Source organism: Gottfriedia acidiceleris (assembly GCF_036421055.1).
Taxonomy (GTDB): Bacteria; Bacillota; Bacilli; order Bacillales; family Bacillaceae_G; genus Gottfriedia; species Gottfriedia acidiceleris_C.
Window position 1 is genome coordinate 140,215 of record NZ_JAZGQS010000003.1, and the last position, 24,056, is coordinate 164,270.

27 protein-coding genes and 1 pseudogene are annotated in these 24,056 nt (G+C 30.7%); 7 read left to right on the forward strand and 21 right to left on the reverse strand.

Annotated features, from left to right (window positions below):
- Positions 1-186: 186 nt before the first annotated feature.
- From RAH41_RS05580 to RAH41_RS05595, 4 genes are all read right to left on the reverse strand, one after another.
- Complete coding sequence (locus RAH41_RS05580) at positions 187-1,380, reverse strand: CapA family protein (protein WP_331221173.1); 1,194 nt, start codon at positions 1,378-1,380, stop codon at positions 187-189.
- Between the two features lie 303 nt (positions 1,381-1,683).
- Complete coding sequence (locus RAH41_RS05585) at positions 1,684-2,721, reverse strand: hypothetical protein (protein WP_331221174.1); 1,038 nt, start codon at positions 2,719-2,721, stop codon at positions 1,684-1,686.
- Positions 2,722-2,809: 88 nt separating this feature from the next.
- Positions 2,810-4,267 (reverse strand): HAMP domain-containing sensor histidine kinase, encoded by a 1,458-nt coding sequence (locus tag RAH41_RS05590; RefSeq protein WP_331221175.1) that lies wholly within the window; start codon positions 4,265-4,267, stop codon positions 2,810-2,812.
- The gene (locus RAH41_RS05595; protein WP_331221176.1) at positions 4,264-4,953 is read right to left on the reverse strand and encodes a response regulator transcription factor; all 690 of its coding nucleotides are present in this window, start codon (positions 4,951-4,953) and stop codon (positions 4,264-4,266) included. Before RAH41_RS05595 ends, RAH41_RS05590 begins: the two co-directional genes overlap by 4 nt.
- Positions 4,954-5,470: 517 nt before the next feature.
- On the opposite strand from RAH41_RS05595, the gene RAH41_RS05600 reads away from it, so the two are divergent.
- The gene (locus RAH41_RS05600; protein ID WP_331221177.1) at positions 5,471-5,803 is read left to right on the forward strand and encodes a hypothetical protein; all 333 of its coding nucleotides are present in this window, start codon (positions 5,471-5,473) and stop codon (positions 5,801-5,803) included.
- Positions 5,804-5,853: 50 nt separating this feature from the next.
- Here the strand turns inward: RAH41_RS05600 and RAH41_RS05605 are convergent, their stop codons facing one another.
- Together RAH41_RS05605 and RAH41_RS05610 are read right to left on the reverse strand one after the other, a co-directional pair.
- Positions 5,854-6,699, reverse strand: coding sequence for a class I SAM-dependent methyltransferase (locus RAH41_RS05605; RefSeq protein ID WP_331221178.1), 846 nt, complete (start codon positions 6,697-6,699; stop codon positions 5,854-5,856).
- Between the two features lie 61 nt (positions 6,700-6,760).
- On the reverse strand, positions 6,761-7,480 hold the full coding sequence (locus tag RAH41_RS05610) for a toast rack family protein (RefSeq protein WP_331221179.1): 720 nt from the start codon (positions 7,478-7,480) through the stop codon (positions 6,761-6,763).
- Positions 7,481-7,749: 269 nt separating this feature from the next.
- On the opposite strand from RAH41_RS05610, the gene RAH41_RS05615 reads away from it, so the two are divergent.
- A complete protein-coding gene (locus RAH41_RS05615) occupies positions 7,750-9,192 on the forward strand; it encodes a flavin monoamine oxidase family protein (protein ID WP_331221180.1) in 1,443 nt (480 codons plus the stop codon).
- 151 nt (positions 9,193-9,343) lie between these two features.
- On the opposite strand, the gene RAH41_RS05620 is transcribed toward RAH41_RS05615, so the two are convergent.
- The 4 genes from RAH41_RS05620 to RAH41_RS05635 all read right to left on the reverse strand — a co-directional run bounded on the left by RAH41_RS05620 (position 9,344) and on the right by RAH41_RS05635 (position 12,008).
- Complete coding sequence (locus RAH41_RS05620) at positions 9,344-9,847, reverse strand: GNAT family N-acetyltransferase (RefSeq protein WP_331221181.1); 504 nt, start codon at positions 9,845-9,847, stop codon at positions 9,344-9,346.
- A gap of 23 nt (positions 9,848-9,870) precedes the next feature.
- On the reverse strand, positions 9,871-10,440 hold the full coding sequence (locus tag RAH41_RS05625; RefSeq protein WP_331221182.1) for a nucleotidyltransferase domain-containing protein: 570 nt from the start codon (positions 10,438-10,440) through the stop codon (positions 9,871-9,873).
- 61 nt (positions 10,441-10,501) lie between these two features.
- Positions 10,502-10,756, reverse strand: a complete 255-nt coding sequence (locus tag RAH41_RS05630; protein WP_331221183.1) for a hypothetical protein — start codon at positions 10,754-10,756, stop codon at positions 10,502-10,504.
- 1 nt (position 10,757) lies between these two features.
- On the reverse strand, positions 10,758-12,008 hold the full coding sequence (locus tag RAH41_RS05635; protein WP_331221184.1) for a helix-turn-helix transcriptional regulator: 1,251 nt from the start codon (positions 12,006-12,008) through the stop codon (positions 10,758-10,760).
- Between the two features lie 450 nt (positions 12,009-12,458).
- Here RAH41_RS05635 and RAH41_RS05640 point away from each other — a divergent pair, with 450 nt between their 5' ends.
- Entirely contained in the window at positions 12,459-12,956 is a 498-nt protein-coding gene (locus tag RAH41_RS05640; RefSeq protein ID WP_331221185.1) for a hypothetical protein, read from the forward strand.
- A 219-nt stretch (positions 12,957-13,175) separates the two neighbouring features.
- Here the strand turns inward: RAH41_RS05640 and RAH41_RS05645 are convergent, their stop codons facing one another.
- The 4 genes from RAH41_RS05645 to RAH41_RS05660 form a co-directional block, all read right to left on the reverse strand.
- The gene (locus tag RAH41_RS05645) at positions 13,176-13,637 is read right to left on the reverse strand and encodes a hypothetical protein (protein WP_331221186.1); all 462 of its coding nucleotides are present in this window, start codon (positions 13,635-13,637) and stop codon (positions 13,176-13,178) included.
- 60 nt (positions 13,638-13,697) lie between these two features.
- Entirely contained in the window at positions 13,698-13,985 is a 288-nt protein-coding gene (locus tag RAH41_RS05650) for a hypothetical protein (protein ID WP_331221187.1), read from the reverse strand.
- 224 nt (positions 13,986-14,209) lie between these two features.
- On the reverse strand, positions 14,210-14,929 hold the full coding sequence (locus tag RAH41_RS05655; RefSeq protein WP_331221188.1) for a YebC/PmpR family DNA-binding transcriptional regulator: 720 nt from the start codon (positions 14,927-14,929) through the stop codon (positions 14,210-14,212).
- Between the two features lie 178 nt (positions 14,930-15,107).
- Positions 15,108-15,560, reverse strand: coding sequence for a hypothetical protein (locus RAH41_RS05660; protein ID WP_331221189.1), 453 nt, complete (start codon positions 15,558-15,560; stop codon positions 15,108-15,110).
- A gap of 213 nt (positions 15,561-15,773) precedes the next feature.
- Between RAH41_RS05660 and RAH41_RS05665 the strand changes: the two genes are divergently transcribed.
- Positions 15,774-16,295: a cupin domain-containing protein gene (locus RAH41_RS05665; RefSeq protein WP_331221190.1), complete on the forward strand. Its 522-nt coding sequence runs from the start codon at positions 15,774-15,776 to the stop codon at positions 16,293-16,295.
- Positions 16,296-16,449: 154 nt separating this feature from the next.
- Here the strand turns inward: RAH41_RS05665 and RAH41_RS05670 are convergent, their stop codons facing one another.
- Positions 16,450-16,977, reverse strand: a complete 528-nt coding sequence (locus tag RAH41_RS05670; RefSeq protein ID WP_331221191.1) for an SH3 domain-containing protein — start codon at positions 16,975-16,977, stop codon at positions 16,450-16,452.
- A 204-nt stretch (positions 16,978-17,181) separates the two neighbouring features.
- Between RAH41_RS05670 and RAH41_RS05675 the strand changes: the two are divergent.
- Both RAH41_RS05675 and RAH41_RS05680 read left to right on the forward strand, forming a co-directional pair.
- Positions 17,182-18,735 (forward strand): annotated as a pseudogene (locus RAH41_RS05675) (catalase); the annotation flags it as partial.
- A 216-nt stretch (positions 18,736-18,951) separates the two neighbouring features.
- On the forward strand, positions 18,952-19,386 hold the full coding sequence (locus tag RAH41_RS05680; protein WP_331221193.1) for an SRPBCC family protein: 435 nt from the start codon (positions 18,952-18,954) through the stop codon (positions 19,384-19,386).
- Positions 19,387-20,080: 694 nt separating this feature from the next.
- Here the strand turns inward: RAH41_RS05680 and RAH41_RS05685 are convergent.
- Positions 20,081-20,275, reverse strand: coding sequence for a hypothetical protein (locus tag RAH41_RS05685; RefSeq protein ID WP_331221194.1), 195 nt, complete (start codon positions 20,273-20,275; stop codon positions 20,081-20,083).
- Positions 20,276-20,402: 127 nt separating this feature from the next.
- Positions 20,403-21,347 (reverse strand): phosphotransferase enzyme family protein, encoded by a 945-nt coding sequence (locus tag RAH41_RS05690; RefSeq protein ID WP_331221195.1) that lies wholly within the window; start codon positions 21,345-21,347, stop codon positions 20,403-20,405.
- Positions 21,348-21,486: 139 nt separating this feature from the next.
- Here RAH41_RS05690 and RAH41_RS05695 point away from each other — a divergent pair, with 139 nt between their 5' ends.
- Positions 21,487-21,729: a DUF2584 family protein gene (locus RAH41_RS05695; RefSeq protein WP_114344532.1), complete on the forward strand. Its 243-nt coding sequence runs from the start codon at positions 21,487-21,489 to the stop codon at positions 21,727-21,729.
- A 97-nt stretch (positions 21,730-21,826) separates the two neighbouring features.
- Here RAH41_RS05695 and RAH41_RS05700 read toward each other — a convergent pair whose 3' ends face one another.
- The 4 genes from RAH41_RS05700 to RAH41_RS05715 form a co-directional block, all read right to left on the reverse strand.
- Positions 21,827-22,375 (reverse strand): 2'-5' RNA ligase family protein, encoded by a 549-nt coding sequence (locus RAH41_RS05700; RefSeq protein WP_331221196.1) that lies wholly within the window; start codon positions 22,373-22,375, stop codon positions 21,827-21,829.
- Between the two features lie 19 nt (positions 22,376-22,394).
- Positions 22,395-22,895, reverse strand: a complete 501-nt coding sequence (locus tag RAH41_RS05705; protein ID WP_331221197.1) for a GNAT family N-acetyltransferase — start codon at positions 22,893-22,895, stop codon at positions 22,395-22,397.
- 208 nt (positions 22,896-23,103) lie between these two features.
- Positions 23,104-23,406 (reverse strand): hypothetical protein, encoded by a 303-nt coding sequence (locus tag RAH41_RS05710; protein ID WP_331221198.1) that lies wholly within the window; start codon positions 23,404-23,406, stop codon positions 23,104-23,106.
- A 182-nt stretch (positions 23,407-23,588) separates the two neighbouring features.
- A complete protein-coding gene (locus tag RAH41_RS05715) occupies positions 23,589-23,882 on the reverse strand; it encodes a hypothetical protein (RefSeq protein ID WP_331221199.1) in 294 nt (97 codons plus the stop codon).
- Positions 23,883-24,056: the final 174 nt, after the last annotated feature.

A 24,056-nucleotide genomic window follows, 5' to 3' on the forward strand; every position in this document is an offset into this window, starting at 1 on the left:
ATCATTTTAAATAAGGACTTGTACCTATAACTTTTAATCTAAAAAATTATCGTATATAATAATCATTTTATAATTTTGTTTCTACAAATTAGTTCTTAACTATTTTTAACTTCTCAATAATTTAATATACGATTGAGCATTCTTATATCAGCAATCAAAAAGCAATCCATTAAAGGATTGCTCTTTTTACTTTTCATATTGAGTCCAACTGGATCCATGTATCTTATTTGAAACATTAATTATTTTTTTCTTAACTCTTTGTTCTTCAGAGCCTTTTAAAAATAATGGTTGGTAATTATTTCGGCTAGATACTGAAGAAATTGAAAATGGAACGACTTTTATTTCTTTTTGATTTGTTAGTACCCCATTATTTAGATGAAATGTTTGTTGGAAAACAAATGTATCTTTATCTTTTGGATTTTTATTTCCGCCGAACATAAAATTCCCTAAACTGTATACGATAAATTTCCCTTTATACTCTTCAATTCCTTGTACAACATGTGGGTGATGGCCAACTATTAAATCTGCTCCATGGTCGACTGCATAATGTGCTAAATTCTTTTGAGTACTATTTGGTACGTAATCACGTTCGACTCCCCAATGGAAATGGATTAGAATAATTTTCACACCACTTTTTCTTAAATTTTGTATATCATTATTAATTTTAATCCTTAAGTCGGGTGAATCGTTCCAGCCTTCATAACCTAGTGCAGCAACTTTCACACCTTTAATCGTAGTTACATATTGGTCGTTATAGCCAAAATAACCTATATTTTCTTTTTTCAAATTGTTAATCGTATCTTCAAAACCTTTTTGGAAATAATCATGACTATGGTTGTTAGCTAAATTAACCGCTTCAATACCACTTAAAGTTAATATTTTGGCATAAGAAGGATTCCCTTTAAAGCGAAAGGTTTTAGCTGCTCTTATTTTTGCATTCGTTAGCGTCGTTTCTAAATTAACAGTTGATAAGTCATCTTGTTTAAAAATATTATTTAACCCTTTTGTAAAATAAGCTAATCCATTTTTATTTGCTTCTGCTGGAAAAGAATTAATATATTGAAAATCCTCATCTGATCCAAGTGTAAAATCGCCAGCTGCACTAATTTTTATAGTCGTTTCTTTGTTTTCTGGTTTTGCGGTATTGTTATTTTCTGGTTTTTGTACTGGTGGCTTTATGGCAGGTTTTTTTATTGATTTTGGTTTTTCTACTACTTTATTTTTAGTCTCGTTTTTTACTAAATTGCTTTCAACATAAACTTTCTTATAAACAAAATAACTAAATCCTGATAAACAGCCAAATAGAACTAATATCATCATCCAAATAAATATTTTTTTACCATTTCTTTTTTCAGTATTTTTATCCTTCCGACTCCTCATATGTTTTTATTTCTCCTTTTTATATCTTTGCTAGAAATATATTTTCGATTATTAGAAATTTAAAAAATTCTATTTCTCTTTAGTACGGATGCCTAAACCTTCCCTACTACATTTAGACAAAGATTTTCATGAAATTGCTAAAAAAGCCGACTACTGACGAGCTTAAGCGAAGACAGAGACGTAGTTGCATTTACACTTTATTCCTAAAATTTGTTCTCACTGCCAATTTATACTTACTTAAAGATGAAAAAAGAGAGAGTGAGCTTTACTCTCACTTTCTATAGAAGAAACCTAGTTCGTTTCTTAATTTTTTAACGTTAATACATATGCCACAAATTCATTTAGATTATCTTTTAACATCACTTTAGAAACCAATATTTTTTTACCGGATGGACTCCAAGTAATTGGCCCAGCAATTTCGTCTAAATCAGTCGATAATTGTGTTATCTTTCTAGATTTGACATCAATCACAAATAATCCTCTTTCTCCCTTATCTTCCGAAATTACAGAAAAAGCTAATGTTTTGGAGTTTGGCGACCAACCTGCACCGAAAATTTGAGTTCCCGTAGCTAATGATACGGTTTTTCTTCCATTTTCATCGGTAATAAACAACTCTCTTTTGGTTGCTGCAATTTTTCTAACAATAGCAAATTGCTTTTGATCTGGAGATGGAATAACCCATTCAACTTTTTGCTCATTGTATTTTTTTCTTAATAGATGAACTTTATCAGAGTTTGCATCAATCTTTTTTACTTGTCCATTTAGATCTGCCGAATACATTTGCTGAAATAAAGTTGAATAAATGACGGTTTGATTATCGATCCATCGTCCTTCTGTCGCAAATGCATAAATGGTATCAGGCTCTGACACTTTAAGCTTCCCAGTTCCGTCAGAATTTATAATATAACCTGTACCAGAATTCCCATCCTCAGTTTGTTTATAAAAAATATGCTTTTTATCAGGTGAAATTATGGCACCTACTTGATCATGCTCCTCACTTGCTAATGCTTTTGATTTGTTTGTGTTTAGATCATATGAGAATAAATTAATGTGATAAGTATAGTCACCATTATCTGTCATGACTGATTTTGGTAATTTCATATTTTTTTGTTCAGTTAAAATTGTATGATTATCCAACCAATCCGTACCACGAATTCCTTCATAACGATCAATTTTCTCAAGGGCTAAATCATTTGTTACAACCTCTTCATTCCCTGTTAATACGGTAATTTTTTTATGTTTTTTTTCAATTACTATCTCTTCATTTTGACTTTCACACCCAGCTATTAATAGTATTGTACTAACTAGAAAAAATACTTTGATCATGTACTTTTTATACATCACATCACCTTCCTACATTTGTACAAATTTTATGATACGTTTAGAATGTTTCTTTTTTTAACATACCATGTTTCCAATTTGTAAACTTTTAATTCGCTAACGGAAATGTAATGATAAAATTTGATCCGCTACCTTCTATCGATTCAACATGAATCGTACCATTTTGCTTTTCAATTAAATCCTTTGTTAAAGCAAGCCCTAAACCCGATCCTCCAGATTGACGAGAACGATCCTTATTTACGGTGAAAAATGGTTCAAATATTTTATCCTGTAATTCCGATGAAATACCAATACCCGTATCAGAAATATTAATAACTAAACGCTTATTTTCAATCCAATTCGAAACGTTTATCTCACCATTTGTTTTATTATATTTAATGGCATTATCTAATAAGTTCATTATGATTAATGTAAAGCTTTCTTTATCAATAAGAATCGTTGCATGCTCAAAATTTGTACGAATAGATAAACCAAACTTAGTCATTTTTCCTTTCATTCTTAAGCAAATATCTTCTAAAAGGGAATATACATCGACTTTTTCTTTTACAATTTCAAAGTCATACTTCTCAAGTTCTGCTAGCTTTAATATTTTTTCAACCATATCGTAAAGACGAAGTGATTCTTTTCCTATATTACTTATTGCTTCTTCTAATAATTTAGGATCGTCCGAATACATGTCTAATAAATCAATATAAGCTCTAATTACGGTAAGTGGGGTTTTAAACTCATGCGTAATTGAACCAATAAACTGCTTTTGTTGTTTTTCTAAAACTTTAAGCTTTTCAACAGCTAATTGTAGATTTTCTTTTTCTTGTTGAATGCCTTTTATATTATTTTGAATTTCATTACTCATGTAGTAAATTGCTTGGCTTAAATAACCCAACTCATCTTTTCTACTTAAAGTAGAACGATCTGGATAGTTTCCTAATTGAATTTCCTCCGTTACTTTTCTAAGTTTTAAAATACTCATAACAAGAGAATTAAAAAAGAAATATCCAATAATAAAACTAAGAAACGTAGTTGCTAAACCTATTTTAATAAACAGTTTTATTGTATTATCATAAAACTTCTGATTATTAATTAATGAATAATCGAACTGTACAACCCCAATTTGATTAGTAGCATTATAAATTGGTGCAAAATAAGTTAATGTTTCACCGCTCTCCTGATATGCAATTTTACCTTTTAACGCATAACTTAAGGTATCTCCTACGTCTCTTGTAGATTCTAATGGAAGAGAATCTCCTACAACTTTTCCAGACATATTAAAAATTGTGACATGAAGACTACTAATAATCCCAATCTGTCTAGCTATTTCCCGACCATATCGTTTAAAAAAATCTTGAGGATTTTCTGATGTTTGACTTAAATAAACTTGCTTTACATATACATTTGCTAATTTACTTTGCCTAGCAAGTGTTTCTTCAGTTTGTTTTTGCTGGTTTTGTTTGATACCCTGTAAGACTAATATACTTAATACAATGACAGTTCCGATTAAAAGCATCGCTAAAAATAAGCTCGACTTAACTTTAATACTTAGTTTCATTTATTTTCACTAGATATCTTATATCCAACTCCAAAAACAGTTTGAATGAGATGTTGATAAGAATTACCTAATTTTTTACGTAAACGTTGTATATGGATATCGACTGTTCTCGTTCCACCAATATATTCCATTCCCCACACTAAATCTAATAATTCATCTCTGCTAAAAATACGATCCATATTAGAAATTAATAAAACTAGAAGGTCGAATTCTTTAGGAGTTAATTCTATATTTGTGCCATCAACTGTCACTTTTCTCTGAGAAGGAATTACTTGTAGCTTATTAATTGAAATGCTCTTTTTTTCATCTGGTGTTGATTGTTTTTTTAATCTTCGAAGTAAAGATCTAGTTCTAGCAAGTAATTCCCTAATATCAAACGGTTTTGTTATATAATCGTCGGCTCCAAACTCTAACCCTAAAACCCGATCAATAATATCATCCTTAGCTGTAAGTAAAATAATGCCAAGTCCTTCCTTATTTCCTATTTGTTTACATAGGTCCAAGCCGTTCATTTCAGGCATCATAATATCTGATATTAAAATATCTGGTTTAAAATCTGAAATTTTATCTAATGCTTCTTTTCCATTAAACGCATTTTCTACAATAAATCCTTCTCTACGAAATGCGTAAGTTAACGGATCAACAATACTTTTTTCATCATCTACAATTAATACTTTTCCTTGCAATTACCTCACCTAAATTCATAATTATGTTTTTATTATATTTAAACTTTAATATTTTCCTTAGGAAAAATTATAGATGGCTTAGTATTGAATTACTAAACGTTTTTACTATAAATGCAAAAAGTTTACATCTTGGAAACATCTTGTTCTTTTTTTTATTCGTTGTTCTTAACATTAATTAGTTTGGACAATATTCTAGTCCTTTATCTGAAATCATACATTTAATAATGAGTACATTTGAAATGGAGGTAGGAACTAAAGCAAAGAACTAAATTCCGTAAAAAACTACTAAAATTTTATAACTAGAAAGGAGGTAACGTTGCCTAATTGTTTGCTACCAAATCATAATTTCACGATAGAAATATTTTACTTACTGTGAATCTAGAAAGCTCGCGAAAGTGGCATTGGGTAGAACCATGATAGTGAGTAGGCATAATAACAGACGACCAAAATTGGACACGTAGAACAGGGAAGCAAACATGAATCTATAGATAGTATAGATTAATGGCAACGGGATTCCATGGAAAGTTACCATATTCGAAATATGCAAGATAAATGCAAAAAATATAAACTATGCCATGTAGTGTTTCAAACTTCTGAAAGAGCTTTATTAGAAGGGGTTTTATTAGATAACAATTCGAGTAGCGCGGACTTACTCGTCCCAGAAGACCTCGGCGCAACTGAATCTCGTTATTTTGAAGTACGACAAAGTGGTGGAGACAATTTTCGCCCTAGATACCGAGCCTATAAAAAGGTCACTGTACCACTTTCTTCTGTTGAAGCAATCTACTTATATCCGTATTACCACTCAAATTATCCTTATATTTATCAAAGAAATTATCATCCTCAATAGTAAAAAAAGCATCTAGAATCTAGATGCTTTTCATTTTTGATTTTGAAGTTTTATTCCGCTACAAATGCAACGATTGATAATGGTTTGATTTCATTGGAAGTAATAGACTCTTCTAGCATTCTTACTTCTGATCGAATAAGTCCATTTAATTTACTAGGCATAGTTTCGATATTATTGAGTTCAATATCGATATCCGCCAAAGTCTTATTAATCTCCCATCTAGCATCCTGTAATTTTGGAGAGAATATAGATGTTTCAATCATTATGTTCCACCCTGAAGCTTTACAAATATTTTTAATATCATTTGGAGTAAAAAGGGTACGAATATTTGATTCACTATTTTGTTTTAAAGACTCATACTGAGCCTGAATTAAAATAGATAATAAATGTGGGTATTGCTCAATTGAGCTAATTCTTGTATCCCATTCGGCAAAGCATAATTTCTTCCCCCATTTTTTAATCTTTTTTAAAACAGCAATAAATTCTTCATGTGATTTTAAATACCAAGAACAGTGAGACATAACAATATAATCAAACTGATTTTCCTGAAAATCAATAGATGGTGATACTATGTCAATTTCAAAATCTATCTTTAATTGTTTACCTAAATTCGATTGTAATAGAAAGTCTGCAGAATCTCCTAATGAAATTGGACTTCCATATGTTCGTGGGCCAATATCGATTCCATGAACAAATCCATTTTCCCCGACAATATATGCTAAAACGGCAGTCGTATCTCCTTGACCACAGCCTATTTCTAATACTTTACTACCCTTTTCTATATTCCAAAATCCAACTAATTTAAAGCGATGTTCTGTTTGAATTCTTTGTATTTCAGACATCCCCTTACCTGATGCCATACATTCAATAACTGAATCAACTGCATTTTTTAGCACTGAATTCCTCCTTAGAGATAAAAGTTTTTATGAAACTATTTTTCTATTATTTTCAAATTGGTTATTCTAATTTAAAGTTTACTTCTCCGACACCTAAATCCACATTTATTGTTAATTTAACATCAGCGTTTTCGTAGGCTTCATTAACATAAACACCATTTCCTTTTGAAATTAAATCGACTACATTTGCCTTGCCAATCCCCTTACTTAAATTTATCTTTACACCCACATCAGAAGGTAATACAATGGTCGTTTTTCCAACCCCTGTTTCAATATTTGCTTCGAAGCTTTTATTCCAGTTTCCACCTAAATTAACATTAAGCTCCCCGACTCCAGCCTCGATTTCTAAATCATTTAAATCCAGACCACGTAAATCAAGATTTGTTTGTGATGCGCCAGTATTAACATCTAGATCAATCGGAAGTTTATTCGAAAGCTTCAAATTCCATTGATTCTTTAATTTACCAATATTCACTTTTGGAAAATGCTTTTTAGATTGGTCTATTCTTACTTCTCCCGTGGAATCTTTAAGCTTATATGATACATCCGGATTAAAATATTTATTGTTATATTCGATCGTTCCGTCTACCCAATTTTTTGTACCTTTAGATACATTCATGACTCCAGCACCTAAATCTAAACTAACATCCAATTTTTTAGCTTGATCTTTATGAATAGAAATAGTTTCTTCTTTTACCTTTTCATTGTTAAAAATTGAACAACTAGCAAGAGCGAATACCGAGGTAATCAATAATAAAGCAGAAATAATAAATTTTTTCATTTTTTAACCTCCAATTAAAAACTTCTAATAATCACATTTTATGGAAATTAAATAATCTAAATAACATCCTGTAGTATCAATCCGTCTACGACTAAAGTATGAAAGTAAAAAAGTACGAGATATCCACTAATAATTATTAGATTTTTTGACAGTATTCTCCTTTAATTTTTATAAAAAGAATAATAATACCAAACTAAAATTAATCAATTACATACCTTTTCTAGATTGCGAATAAATTGTAACGAAGGAATCGTAAAGGAGGAGAATAGATGACAAGTTCTCCACTAACAACTGATCAGATGATTTCAATCATACAAAACGGCCTTAGGAAAGCTGTATCCTCAAAAAAAGTAGTTATTGTAGGCGCTGGGATGGCTGGTTTGACGGCAGCTTCATTATTAAAAAATGCAGGACATCAAGTCACCATTATCGAGGCAAATGATCGAGTTGGTGGTCGTGCCTATACTTTACGTGATCCGTTTAGTGATAGGTTATATTTAAATGCTGGTCCATTACGAATCCCAAATGTCCATCATTTAACTTTAGAGTATATTAGAAAATTCAATTTGCCAGTAAATGAATTTATTAATGAAACCCCAAACGATATTATTTATGCAAATGGAATAAAAACGAATCAAGTTAACTATAAAAGCAATCCCGACATTTTAAATTATCCAGTAGCACCAAACGAAAAAGGAAAAACTTCAGATGTATTATTGGATCAAGCATTGCAGCCATTTATCAATTTTATTAATCAAAATCCATTAACTAATTGGGAAATAGTCGAAAAAAGGTATGGTAATATTTCATTTGGTTCTTTTTTAAATTCGTACTTTTCAATTGGTGCAGTTGATATGATTGGAGTGCTCCTTGATTTTGAAGCATTTATGGGAATGTCCTTTTTAGAAGTATTAAGGGAACAGGTCACTTTTAAATCAGCAACTAAATTTTATGAAATTACAGGAGGAATGGATCTATTACCAAAAGCGTTTCTTCCTCAATTAAAGGAAAATATACTATTCAATCAAAAACTGACTAGAATTACTCAAAATGGTAATTCCATAACAATTCAAACAACTGACAATAAAACCGCAAACCAATACATTATGAACGCAGATCTTGCCATCATAGCTATACCATTTTCACTTTTAAGATTTGTGGAAATTGAACCATTTCATTCAATTTCTTATTACAAGCGAAAAGCAATTCGCGAAATAAACTACATGTCTGCAACTAAAATTGGAATTGAGTTTAAAAGCAGATTTTGGGAGAAATATGGTCAATTCGGTGGTATGTCTACAACCGATTTACCTACCAGACTCTCACTCTATCCTAGTACTGGGATTGGCACTATTGGTCCAGCAGTAGTGAAGGCAAGCTATACGTGGGCAGATGAGGCTCTAACATTAAGTGCCTTAACTGAAGAAGAACGTATTCATTATGCATTACGGGACTTGTCTAAGATTTGGGGTGACCAAGTTTATTCTGAATTTGTAACGGGAACGTCCTTTAATTGGAGTCAAAATCCATTTTCTGTTGGCGCTTTTACATTTTTTGAACCGGGGCAAGAGGAAGAACTTAATTCTTATATTTCCTCTCCTGAAGGCAGATTGCACTTTGCAGGTGAACATACTTCCCGTTCACATGCCTGGATTCAAGGTGCTATTGAGTCTGGTATACGGGCTGCTAATGAAGTTAATAGCATATACTAAACTACTTAAAAGTAAGAAAGACCGGGTAATCACTGCCCGGTCCAATTTTATCTACAAATATTTTTCATTTTTTCTTCTCTCATCTAATGTATTAGTTCATATCTCAACTTCCCAAATCGAAACCAGGTCTTGTTGCAATTACTAACTATTCTTATTGAATTGGACCACCTGGTCTAAATCGGCACATCATAATTTCATCAACAAATCGGCCATTAGCTTTTATATTCCCTCTTTTAACACCTTCAACTTTAAACCCAAATTTTTCATATAACGCTTGTGCCTTAGGATTTGTCTCCAATACTCCAAGCTCTACTCTTTCTAGCATTAACCAATGATCTGCCAAATCTAATACTTTCGTAAGCAAAGTTTTTCCAATTCCCTTATTATGATGATTTCCATCAGTTGCGATAAATAAATCTCCTACATGGGACCTGCGACCTGTTCTTTGCACTAAACCAACTAACCCTACTACATCTCCATTACATTCTGCTACAAATTCAAATTCGTTTGCTTGCAAGTTTCTAATTCTATTTTCCATCATGTCTACTCGCATACTAGGTAGAAATATCATATAGGGAAAAACATTTTCTTGAGTGCATATACGATGAAGTGCCTTAGCATCATTTATTTCTACTGGTCTAATCAATACTTCCATCTATTGTCACTCCTACAAATTTTTTATTTTAAATCTTCAAGCCATTCATGATTAGATTGATGTATCAAGATTGCTTCACGTAGCCATACTTTCTGTGAAAGGTTTAAATAATCTTTCACGTTATTAAAGTCCTGATGATCCTTTTCTTTTGTATTTCTAACCTTATATAAAAGCACTATTTCTGGATTCAAGTAAGGAATCCCTTCATTTGTAACACGAAAAAATGAGTCAAGCTTACAACTAATCGACATATCTCTTCTAAACTTCCAATCATTTAACTCGATTTCATTTAATAAAACTTCTAATTCTTCTTTTGTCTTATCATTTTTGCCATGTATTTCATGAATAGGTAATTCTAAATATTCATTCTCCCAAGTTGATAATTCCCCTTTTATAACTTTATTAAACGTCCAGTTATGTAAATATTCTTTAAAATATAATTGATCATTACGAGCAATAGAGATTTCAATATCATGGTGATTTCTCGTTTGTTTTTCTAAGAAAAGGTCAATTGCCCATCCACCAGCTATATACCATCCTTTCTTAAAATCCTTCATTTGTTTATAAACTTTATAACATTGTTCAAAAGACATAACTTTCCTACCCCCTAATTAAAAAAGTATCACACAAAATGTATGATACTTTTTAATAGATTTATTTAGTTCTTATGAAGAATAATCTTTCTACCTTAGGATGAATTGGCTCATCTGCATAAGAACGATTTGATCGATCATATGGTTGAAATCCTACATCTGTAGAATCATTATCATCTGAATAAAGTTTTGTTCCTGAATCATCTGAAACAATTGAGGTCTCAGAACCATCAGACACTAAATTAGGACTGTAATTAATAGATAATACAGTGAACAAACACAATATTGTAATAATGTTGAAAAGTCTTTTCATCATGTTATTTCCTACTTTCGATAATTTTTAATAAAGTGCTATTGTATTCTTTATATAACATGTTTTGTTTTTCTAACGATTCGTGTTTCTCATAGTAATCTGTAACAACATTATAGTATTTGATTAATTTTTCATGGTCATTGGTTTGAACCCATAATGGCAAGCCAACTTCACGTAAATATGTAACTAAATTTGCTTCGTCCTTTTTTGCCTCTAGTAATAAAACCTTCATTCGAATATAAGATGCACTATTTTTATCCTTTATTTTGGAGAGATTCTTACATAATAACTTGGTAGCTGTCTCATAATCATTTATGATCATCATATTATTCGCTATATTTGAAATGACTAAAAAGTATTCTTCAGTACCTTCCTGTATGTTAGATAAATAGGCTTGATAATACTTTATTGCTTTTTTATGTTGATTAGAATGATAGTATAAAAAGCCTAAATTATGTAAAGCACTCATATGTATTGTTTTATCACTTAATATGACAGAAGAATCTAGTATTTCAATTAGAAATTGCTCGGCTCGATCTAAAAACTTACTCTTAATTAATTGAAGTGAAAGTAACATTTTTGCATCAAGAATTCGTTTAATATTATTGTTTTGTAGAAAAATAGGAATTGCTTTATTACAAAAATACATAGATAAGGAAGTCTGATTAATAAAGCTATATACTAAAGCTCTATAAAAGCAATATTCCTGGAAATCGATCTCGAGGTTTGGCGTAATTTCTTGTACTTCATCCATTACTAGAAGAGAGTCATTATATCTTTTTTCTTTTATGTAATATATTGATAGTGTAAACAAATATTTTATTGTTTCATATTGGGAAAATTTCTTCTTTTTTGCCTCAAGTTGTTTCCATTTTTTCTTTGCCATTTTAAGATCTTCAATAAAAATATAATATCTCCAAATTGTAATACAAAAATCATTTGATATATTAGTATAATTTATACTTTCCTCTTTACCGATCAATTCTTCAAAAAGCATTTTACTAGAATCATAGTCAGCTCGTTCGATTGAAGTCCATAATCGTTTAAGTTGACCAGTCACTTCTTCTATACTATCATTTTCATCTATTTCAACTTGCATCTTTTTTAAAAGCAATTCAATCGTTTCTATACCAGCCTCTTTTGTACCATTTTCAATTTTACTTAAATGCGAAACAGAGCATATTCCTTCACATAATTTCTCCTGGGTCCATCCTAATTTTTTTCGATGATGAAAGATCATCATGCCATAATCCATATTAAAATCTCCTGTTCACCTTTATTTAAAATAGAAATTTATATGACTAGACACTATTAATTTCTTATATTAATATTTTTAATTTTTTCTTAATAATTAAATTTTATTAGATTTTCCGACACATTAATATACTTTTTCGTTTTTTTTCAGACAAATTATATTCAAAAAATTTTCCCAATACAAAAAAGCCGAATCGAATGGTATGATTTTATTACAAGCAATTAAACGATACTAACGACTAATAACTTCATTAGTATTTTTTAAATGCACCCCCATTTAATAACCAGTTTTAAAGCAAGATGTAATCATTACATCTTGCGATTTTTTTGATTAAAGCCATTTTTAATTTTCTAAATAATTTAAATATAGTTTTAGTTTTTAAGCCATCAAGTAATTTAATAGATTCATGCTAGAATCTTCCAAATTTATTCATACTTGTAGAGGTCCTATATGACAAAAAAACGACACATTTCATATTTGGTAATTATTGGAATAACCATCATTATTATATTAACATTAAAACTATCTATTGAAAAAGAAAAACAGAAGAGATTGGACGATGAAGCGTCTACAGAATTAATAATTGAACAAAATGTTCAAAATTCTGTACGAAACTACATTACAGCTTTAAAGTGGAAAGATGTTGAGATTTATAACTCTGTTGTAGTAAATTCATTAAAAATCAGCAATCACTCTTACTACTTTACTAAGATAATGTCTAACGTAATAGATGCAAAATTCATCGGGGATAATTTATCTGTCATTCATTTAAATAAAAAAGATCATAAAACTACGGTACATATTAAATACGCAATAACATTTGTTGACGGGATAAAGCCTGAAGGAAATTATAAAAACGGTAGAAATATATGTAATGTAAAACTGGATCTTGTTAAAATACAAAATAAATGGGTCATTTCAAGTATTTATGATTTAAAAGTTATCTAAATAAAAATACGTTCTCAATAAAGACCGTGATAAATGAAGAAAGTCCACTAGCTGATAACTTTGCTTGTGGATTTTTTTTATTTAAACTTATTCCCTGCCTTAATCTATAAAATTCAGACAAAAAAGGAGGTCTCAAAAGTACGCTGACTTTGAGATCTCCTTTTTAAGTCATCAGTAGTTTATTTCCAAATCAATTAGCCTAATTGCTAAAAAAACTGTTTAAATTGTATCTAAATCTTTCAGCAACATATCTTTACTTTCTTCAAACTTTACATCTTTTACATATTCATACGCTTTAGTTTTAGCAGCTAAGCTCTCGGCTGACTGATTTAATTTCGCATACGCTCTTGATAAAGCCTCATATGCATATGCTATGTAGAACGGTTCTACTTCTGCTTCTAAACTAATCTTGACACATTTTTTTGCGTAATCTAAAGCTGTTTCTCCTTGCCCTATAACAGCATACACTCGTGATAATTGCCAATATCCAATCGATATGTTTCTTGGTGTATGGCTCTCTACTTTTGTCCAATGCCAAAAAGAGCTATGACATAAATGAACCATTTCTTCTGTTTCACTTTGAGATCTATTTTCTAATTCAAGTAGATCCCAAACTTTATTAAAACATGAAGCAGCAAGCTCCCTATGAGTGAAGCTATTTTGTTTAATCGTCTCTTCCATCATTTGGTCCCCCATAAATAAAATTAAAAATATGTATTACCTAAAAAACTAAATATCATTTTATTCACATACAGAGTTTGAGTCAGCATCACAGCTAGCAATGGTTTCAAAGCCTGTTGAGCTATTTTTAATTTGTATAACTGCATTTCTTCGTTGCTCTTCTAACTTTAATCCTTTTTCACCAACGGATTGTTCATAATAATTTATTTCTTGTTCTTGCCGCTCGTCAGCATTAGCATTAAAGCTCATTAAAATACCTACTGGAGTTGCTAAAACTAACAAAAATACACCAATTCTAAGAGCCGCGTACTTAAATGCTTTGTACCCGTTTTTTAATAATTTATCCATTTGTATAAATCTCCTCAAATTGAATATAATATTCGAAACTCTTCAGCAAATCTTAACTAACAATACTATTCTCTGTTCGATTCATATTTTCCTGTTTCCCACTATGGATCATAAAATTATATGAGAAATCCTACAAAAAAAAAAACGCGTTCAAACCGATGAAAATGAATTCATCTATATGAACGCGTAATTCTTATTCGATTATGTTTATTGTTACTTAGTTTCTATTCACCTAAATCTACATTGTGGTAAACACGTTGAACATCTTCAATATCTTCAAGAACGTCTAACATTTTTTCAAACTTTGCAAGGCCATCTTCTGGAAGAGTTACATCATTTTGCGCTAACATTGTTAATTCAGCTACTGTAAACTCAGTAATACCTACATTCTTAAACGCTTCTTGTATTGCATAAAACTGGTCTTGATCAGCATAAACAATGACAGCATCTTCTTCTTCTAAAATATCGCGAACATCAACATCTGCTTCCATTAAGATTTCAAGCACTTCATCAGATGACTTACCTTCAAGTCCAATTACAGCCGTTGCATCGAACATATATGATACAGAACCTGTTACCCCAAGGTTGCCACCGTTTTTACTAAATGCAGCACGAACCTCTGCAGCTGTACGGTTTACATTATTAGTAAGCGCATCAACAATGACCATTGATCCATTAGGACCGAAACCTTCGTAACGAAGCTCATCAAAGCTTTCTTCAGAACCACCTTTTGCTTTTTCAATCGCACGGTCAACAATATGTTTCGGTACACTATAAGTTTTCGCACGCTCTAGTACAACTTTTAAAGCTTGGTTTGATTCTGGATCCGGCTCACCTTGCTTTGCTGCTACATATATTTCACGTCCAAACTTTGCATAAATACGGCTAGTATTTGCATCTTTTGAAGCTTTCTTCTCTTTAATATTATTCCATTTACGACCCATCTTGTTCCACTCTCTTTCAACTTTAAATCTACGATTAATTTACTATGTATTTGACTTTCGCCAAACATTTACCATTTAATATTATACCTCATTTATACTTTTTTTCGAAATGAATCGTTATTAAATATTAGTGGAAATAAAAAACATTACTTCTAGTTTTGAAGTAATGCCTTTATTTTTATATAACCTTTACTTTTATCAAATAAGTAAAATAATTATTCCCCTTCCAAATACCTTTTACCTCATATATTCTTTCCCCTTTTTTAGATCCAAGTTGGAATGAGTAACTTCCGTAATGATCTAGATTGTGGTCATAAATATAAGTTTTTTTAGTCCCATTATGCTCTATTATTTCCACATTTTCGGGTTGTTCCGAAAAATAAATTCTTAGAAGCTCCCCTTCGAATGCTGGAATAGCTTCTTCTTCATAAATATTTTTATCTGTACCATTTTTTGATTTAACTTTATCTAATAATTTCCCCCAAGAATAATTTGCTATTTTATAAGGAATTGTTTTATCTGCTAGCTCAAATTTAACTTCCGGTTTTTCATCTTTAGATAAAATTGTTTGGTTAATAATGATCGAAATGGTAAAAATTGCAACTAAATATAAGATTCCCCGTTTAAACATCGAACTTCCGCTCCATATTTTTCATTTAATAAGTTTAATGTAATCCATTTCTATTAATTTGTATATTGGGAAAATTCTGTACATTTGTTTTTAAAATGTTAAATCTACTAAGTTACACTATTCATTTTTATAATAAGATCATTTCAACATATTTTTCATAGAAATGACAAAAATTAAGGTAACATGGTGGGAGTAATAGAAAGGATTGATAACATGTTTAATAATAATCCAGAGTATTGGATCTCTAAACTTGGACTAGAAGCACATCCAGAAGGTGGATATTACAAATCTACCTATCAATCAAAGGAGCAAATATCGGATCGTGAATTAACGGTAAATTTTGATGATCATAGATTGCTTTATACTAGTATCTATTTTTTACTACAATCACATGATATTTCTCATTTTCACAGATTAAAGTCTGATGAATTATGGTATTTCCATGCAGGTAGTTCATTAACGATTCATGTGATACATGAGAATGGTCGATACGAAGAAATTAAATTAGGACTAAATTTAGAAAATGGAGAAGTTCCTCAATATTTAGTACCAAAAAATTCAATTTTCGGTTCATCAGTTGTGGACGAAAATACTTTTTCATTAGTAGGCTGTATGGTTTCACCTGGATTTGACTTTAAAGACTTTGAATTACTTACTCAAGAGCAATTACATAGTGAATACCCTGAATATAATGAAATTATTAATAAGTTAGCTTATAAGATACTTCCTTATTAAATTAAAAAAGAAAGTGAGCTTTTAGCTCACTTTCTTCTTTTTTTAATAGGGAAATGTAGCAACTAACTCAGAGTTAAGGTAATCTTTTTTATTTACTGGATTTCTTGTTACGATTTCGTCATTTTTGTTTTTTATCAGGTCTAGCCAATTGTGATTACTTCATATTTAAATAAGTAGTACTCACAAATCCTTTTTTACCATCGTAAGAAACGATTGCCCAATTATAATCAATTTGAGTTTTCCCTTTTGTTTGATAGCCAAGGTAACTGATTTTTGCACCTTTTGGTATCACAGTTAAAACTTTATATTTTGTACTTGGACCAGTACGTAAATTTAAATTAGCTTTTGTTGTAACAGTAGTTGGTACTTTTTGTAAGTATTTAGTACTTACATATGCTATACCATTTTTAGTAGTTGTTGTTTTAATTTGTGCCCAGCTAGCATTATAGAATTTTACAATCTCAATTTGGTCTTTCTTTCTTAAAGTGTCTACAACTTTTGAACTTGTATTTGGAGCACTTCGTACGTTTAATACACTTGCAGTTACCTCATATACACTAATCGGAGCATTTAAAACCGCTGCACTAACATGTGTTGGCACGGCCGTTACACCATTTGAAAATAATATTGCGCCAGACAAGGCCATAGTAGATACAAAAGTTTTTAATAATTTTTTCTTCATTTTCAATTCCTCCTCTCACTTTACATCTCAATAATATTGAATCAATGTTTCAATATTAGTCATGAGATGTATCCAAATTGTAAATTTTCAATTGTAATAATACGAAACACTAACAGGAAAAATTCGCATATGCTTCCAAATTTATGGATATTCTAAAATTTATATTTGTATGAATGGAGGCAAACTATGGATAATCAAGCGAACAATGAAGAAATATTGACGAATCGGCAAGGCCATCCAGTAACAGATAATCAAAACATAAGAACTGTTGGTAATCGGGGACCAACAACTTTAGAAAACTATGACTTTCTTGAAAAAATCTCACATTTTGATCGTGAACGAATTCCAGAACGCGTTGTGCATGCACGTGGAGCCGGTGCACAAGGATATTTCGAAGCCTATGGAAAAGTAGGCGATTACGCAATTTCTAAATATACTAGAGCAAAATTATTTCAAGAGAAAGGAAAAAAAACACCCGTATATGTTCGATTTTCCACAGTTGTAGGTGGTGGACATTCTCCTGAAACTTTACGTGATCCACGCGGTTTCGCTACAAAGTTTTATACTGAAGATGGAAATTGGGATTTAGTCGGTAATAATCTAAAAATCTTTTTTATTCGTGATCCTTTAAAATTTCCAGACATGGTTCACTCATTTAAACCAGATCCAGTAACAAATCTTCCTGATCCTGAAAGAATGTTTGACTTTCTTCATCTAACACCTGAATCCACTCATATGGTTACATTTCTCTTTTCCCCATGGGGAATTCCAGCTAACTATCGACAAATGCAAGGATCCGGTGTTAATACATATAAGTGGGTAAACAAAGATGGCCAGGCAGTACTTATTAAATACCACTGGGAACCGCTAAAACAAGGAATAAAAAATTTATTACAACGTGAAGCAGATGAGATCCAATCTACAAATTATAATCATGCAACTCAAGACCTGTACGAGGCTATAGAGAAAGGCGATTATCCAGAATGGGAATTATGTGTACAAATTATGAGTGATGATGAGCATCCCGAGCTTGATTTTGATCCACTAGATCCTACAAAGCTATGGGATCCAAAAAAGTTTCCATTTTTACCAGTTGGAAAAATGGTACTAAATAAAAATCCAGAAAACTATTTTGCAGAAGTTGAACAAATTGCATTTGGGACAGGTGTTCTAGTTGACGGACTGGATTTTTCAGATGATAAATTACTTCAAGGTCGCACTTTTTCGTACTCAGATACACAACGATATCGAGTTGGAACAAATTACTTACAACTACCAGTTAATTCACCAAAAAATCATGTAGCAACAAATCAACGGGATGGACAAATGGAATATAAAGTTGATGTAGCTCCAGGTCAAAACCCACATGTAAACTATGAACCTTCATCACTAGGTGGATTAAAAGAGGCACCAAAGAATGGAAAAGATCATGAGCCTGCTTACAATAATAAGTTAGTACGACAAAAAATTGACCGACCGAACGACTTTATTCAAGCTGGTACTACTTACCGTGCTTTCGATGAAACTGAAAAAAATGAATTAATTTCCAATTTAGTAGATGCACTCAAAGTATGTAAGCCACATATTCAAGAAACGATGGTAGGTTATTTTACAAAAGCAGATGAAGAATACGGACGCAGAGTGCGCGAAGGTTTAGAAAAAGTGAAGAGTAATCGAACTGAACACACTAGTACAGAAGCAGCTGATGTCGCGACTGACAAAGCCAAAAATATGGGCCATGAATCAGATCAATATTAAAATTATGAATTGGGATAGGCAGACGCCTATCCTTTTTATGTTATTATCAAAAATACGGACAAAGAGTTAATTTATTGATAAAGTTTTAAACTTTGCTTATATCATTATCTGAATATTAAGACTAAATATTCACAATTAAAAGATAAAAGTTTAAAATAAGTTTGTAAGGACAAAGATGATACATATTAAATTAATTAAAAGAGGGCTGATACTTAAATGAATAATGTAACTAAATTTAATATTTTCAAACCAGCAAAAGACATATTCGAGGCATTTGTTGATCCATCTAAAATAGGTAACTTTTGGTTTTCTTCTAGCTCTGAACGATGGGAAGAAGGAAAAGTCATTACTTTAAAATACGACCTTTACAATGCAGAAGGTAAAATTAATATCATAGAGATTGAGGAAAATAAGAAGATTGTGTTTGCTTGGGGACCTACAGTAGAAGGAAATATCGTAACAATTACATTAAATGAACAAGATCAAAATAACACAATTATTGAAGTGGTGGAAGAAGGCTTTAATGAAAGCGACCCACAATATGTTCATCATTTAATCGATAATAAAGAAGGCTGGGTATTTATGCTAAGCTGTTTAAAATGTTATTTAGAATTTGGTGTAACTAATTTAAGAGGCGGACTAGTAAAATAATTTTAAAGTAAAACAATAATATACGGGGCTATCTCATCAGTTAGGTTAACTGACTCTTGGGTGCCCCCTTTTTAATGGTAAGTAGAATGTAGCATTAGTTCGGAATTCAGTTGCCATGACTTTGAGGAGGTATCTCTGGGGTACTTATCATTTGTAGTTGAACTAATTAATCATTCTCATAGATGATTAGCAGATTTTTATTCGGTTTAGTTAGTAAATGAACAGTTTTACTAGTTTACCAGTTAGAAAGATACTAATATTATATGATTCCTATTTTACAATACTCCTACCGCTATGGGTGTTAAAACTTAAAACTTAAAACTTAAAGTCATCGCTCTAATTCATACTAAATCAATTGAAAAAAATTGAAAGAACCCACTAAATATCTATAGAAGTGAGCGTTTATGCTAAGATAGCCCCCACCACATCATACATTAACAACGTTCAAATCTTAAAACTGTTCAAATAAAAAAAGGCTTCCATATGTCAGCATCTGTGACCGATGGAACCCCCATATTTTATGTTTTTTCTACCCTTATCAAAACAGACTCGTCTAGAATCTCACATCGATATTTAAGCTTACTTTCACTTGGTTAGAATCACGAGTCTTTGTCCTCATAGGCCTTTCAAATCCACTAATTACCAGTTACTTATTGAAGCCCACTCATTATAGGAGAACTTTTAGTTAATATTTTTACCTCCGCTGTTTCGCCCCTCTTACATAAAGGATAATAATCGCAAAGATAAACATTCCACAAACAATAAAAGGCATTAAGCCTGAACTATAAACCATATATACTCGAATATGACGTATTGCATTTACAACTATAAAAAGCACCATGGATAGCCATAAAATTACAATAAGAGCCGCATTTTTATTTCTTCGCATAAACATCAGCCCCTCCCAAAAAAACAACTACAAAAAATTATTTTATTCTATTATATAGTCGAATGACCTAATCAATGACCACACGTTTTGAGTATTTGTAAAAGTTTAAAAAAAATTAAAAGGATAGCTAGTCTATAATAACTAGAGCTATCCTTTGTTCTTCCCATTTTATATATATCGAAAAATCTGTACAATTTGCATATGGTACATCATTATTAATCTTATTTTCTAAATCGATAAGTGTATATTTTTGCCACTCTTCTAATCGATTCAAATCCCATTTTTGAACAAATAAGTGATACAAAAATATTTCTCTCAATTTAAGAAAGATCGGGATTTGTTTTACTATGTCGTTATGAAGGAAGTTTTCTAGTTTATATCCCTTAAAGAAGTTCACCATAAATGTCTCAATAAACTGTTCATTCATTTGGTTAAAAGAGTTCTGTTGCCAATACGCATGATAAAAAGCTGTAGCAAAATCTTGTGCGAACCAATTAAATGCACAATCATCAAAATCAATCGTAAAGAGAGTATTACCGACTAATATTAAATTCCCTTGATGGAAATCATTATGAATAATTCCAAATGTATCAGATGTGATTCGAAATTCTTTGAGCTTTTCCATATGCTTATCAAAAATCTCTTTTATATTAGGAACTAACTGATTTCTAATCCCAAAAACGTCATAGCTATCAAGTGACCAGACTGGACGATGAACTACACTTAATTTATAACGTTTAGCTAAAGAATGCATCTTCCCCAATTTTTTACCCCATTGTTCAAACAGATGTTTATTCCAATGGTTAGGATTAGTAACATCAATTTGTTCGCCATCAATATACTCAAAATAAGTTATGACTCTTCCGTCTTCTTCTCTTAAATTACGATCTGCTCTTGCAACATTTACTCCTTGCTTATGTAATAAATTTATAAATTCAACTTCTTGTAAAACCATTTCTTTCGTTCTTCCTAATTTAGACTGCCTAACCACTCTATTATCTTGTTCATCATAAAATACATCATTTTGAAACCCACCGCTTAAACGAACTTGATTATTATTCTGCTTATTCATTGAGAGTCCCTACTATCTTATAGAATCTCATACAATCTCCATTTTGTGTTCAGAACAAAAATATATTAAGATATTTTTAAGCATTTAATCTTTTCTATATTAAATATTATATCTATTCAATTTAAGGAGTTTTCAAAATATGAGTATGCCATTTGAATTTAATTGGTTAATTGTAACGAACGAGCACGCTGTAAGACATGAAAATAACCTATTCTCGTTAGAACAAAACGGATACCATTTATACCCTATTGACACACCAATCAATGTCTCCCGAAAGAATGATGAAAAACCTTTTGGAATAGCTGTTATTCAGAAAGTAGAATGGAGAAATAATAATACATATTTACTTTATGAACTAAAAGCAATTGATACAGTTAATTAAGAAGATACAAGGATATTTTTAACAGCAAAATAAACATAAAAAGTTCAAGAACAATACTTGAACTTTTTTAATTAGAAGCCGTTCATAACATGTTTTTTTAGCCTAGAGATTTTAAAGACTTCGAATAAATAATAGGTGCATTATTTTTACTAACCATCTCAATAATACCAATCTCTTGTATTTTGCCTACAATCGTGTCATTTCGATACAAACAATAATTATAAGCTTCTGCTAGTTTATCCAGTGACAATCTATTACCTAAAGTACAATGCGGTATCCACTCCCCAGGCAAATACATGGACTTTGGATTATCATTAAATGGTTTAAACCGAGTATGAAATTCCTCGTGAAACTCAATCAAATTTTTAGTAACATTGGGTGAAAAATACAATATGCCAGTATTAAAAAACGACCCAATTGAATTAAACGTAATATCTATTTCTGATTTACTCTCATAAAATTCATCTAATTGTTCAATGAATTTCATTAAATCTAAATTATGATAACTTGCTAAAGTAATATGCGGTTTACGATCTACTACTTCATCAGCATAGAAAGAAATCGATTTTTCACTTAACTCTGTCCAAATATCTTTAATAATTTTTTCGGTTTTTTCATCAAATAAAGCTACAACTCCATACATCATATTTTCCTTCTTTCTAAACTTATACTAGATCCATATGCATAATATAGAGCTCACCTTTTCTCCCCATTACTCTATTTCCCTTATCAATAAAACCGCTTTTTAAATAAACATGCTGTGCAGCAGTATTTTTATGATTCACACCCAAAATAATTTCATCTCGTTCAGGGAAATTCGCTTTTACAAAAGAAGGCAATAAATTTAAAGATTGTTTTGCAATCCCTTTTCCTTGAAAATTTGTATCAACAGAATAAGCCCTTAATAGAATTGCATTTTTATTATCACTATATTGTCTAACTCCATCCCAACCATGCAAAACAAAAAATCCTGCAACATCATTGTTACTCATAATTAAAATCGCATGACGATCAGCCTCTAATACACATTTTTCTATATTATCAATAGGTAGACCAGTAAATTTTAAATGCTCATCAGCCAGAAAATAGTTTTTTAATTGGTCATCATATTTATCATTATAGAATTGTAAAGAAATAGTATTTGTCGTTAATAAAGAATTAGACATGCAAATATCCCCCAATAAAAATAGAATTACAAGAATAGTACAATAATTATAATCGTTTTTCTATAGTGTTTTTTTAACTAGCTCATTACTATTTTTAAACAACTATTTAGAATTAATGGAGGATTAAACAATTATATGTACTCATTTAATAAACAAAAAACCACCTCTTTAGTGGTTTTTCCAAAACAGTTTGCGCTAAATAATATACCTAAATTTCCTCAAATGGTTCAGGATAATTTTGCTGAAAATACGATAATAAATCGCTTTTTTTAAGAAGGAGATTCAAACAAATTTGCTGGCTGATCGCAGATTTAAATACAAGTTTATTGCAAAACTGACACTTTTCCTTTTCAATAAATGCATGTTTAATAGACAAAGGGAAAATCGTTTTTTGTTTTCCTGCTAATAATATGTAGCTTTGATGATTAACGGAAAAGCTTATTTTATAACCTTCGTACCCCCCAAGCTTACTAATGACCACGTTTTGAATATCTAAGTCTTGAATCACCATGTGTAATAACACCTCCGTTTTCAACAAAATATATGACGAAATGCTATTTTTATGTCTCATTATCGTTAAATATTTTCATAAAAAAATAAAAACTACCCAAAAAGTAGTTTTTTATCACGATTTCTTTATTAATTTATTATTTTACTTTGGTCGACGATTGTCAAAAGCCATTTGATATCTGATTAAAATTGTTCAGAATAATGTTCTTGGAAATAAGCTAATAATTCTTTTCTTCTATTAAATAAAGTTGGACAAACTTGTTGACTAAAATTCGATGGAAAAACTAGTTTATTGCATAGCTGACATGTTCCTTTTTCATTAAAAGTATGAATTAGAGACAAAGGAAATAATAGATTTGTTTTACCGACTAAAAGTACATACTGCTGTTGATTAATCGAAAATCTAATTTTATAGCCTTTATAATCGGTATGTTTTGCAATTTGTATGTTTTTAATTTCAAATTCAAGCTTTGTCACTTTTGACTTACACCTCCAATTAAAGGGTAGATTCAGATTTTAATAGACTTTTTTACACTTGTATTTCCTGACAACTTGTATAATCCTATATTATTAGTTTACTTAACAAAACTTTCATATAGTAATACTCTTATCAGTATTTATTAAAACTATTTTAGCTTTTTCATTTTGTTG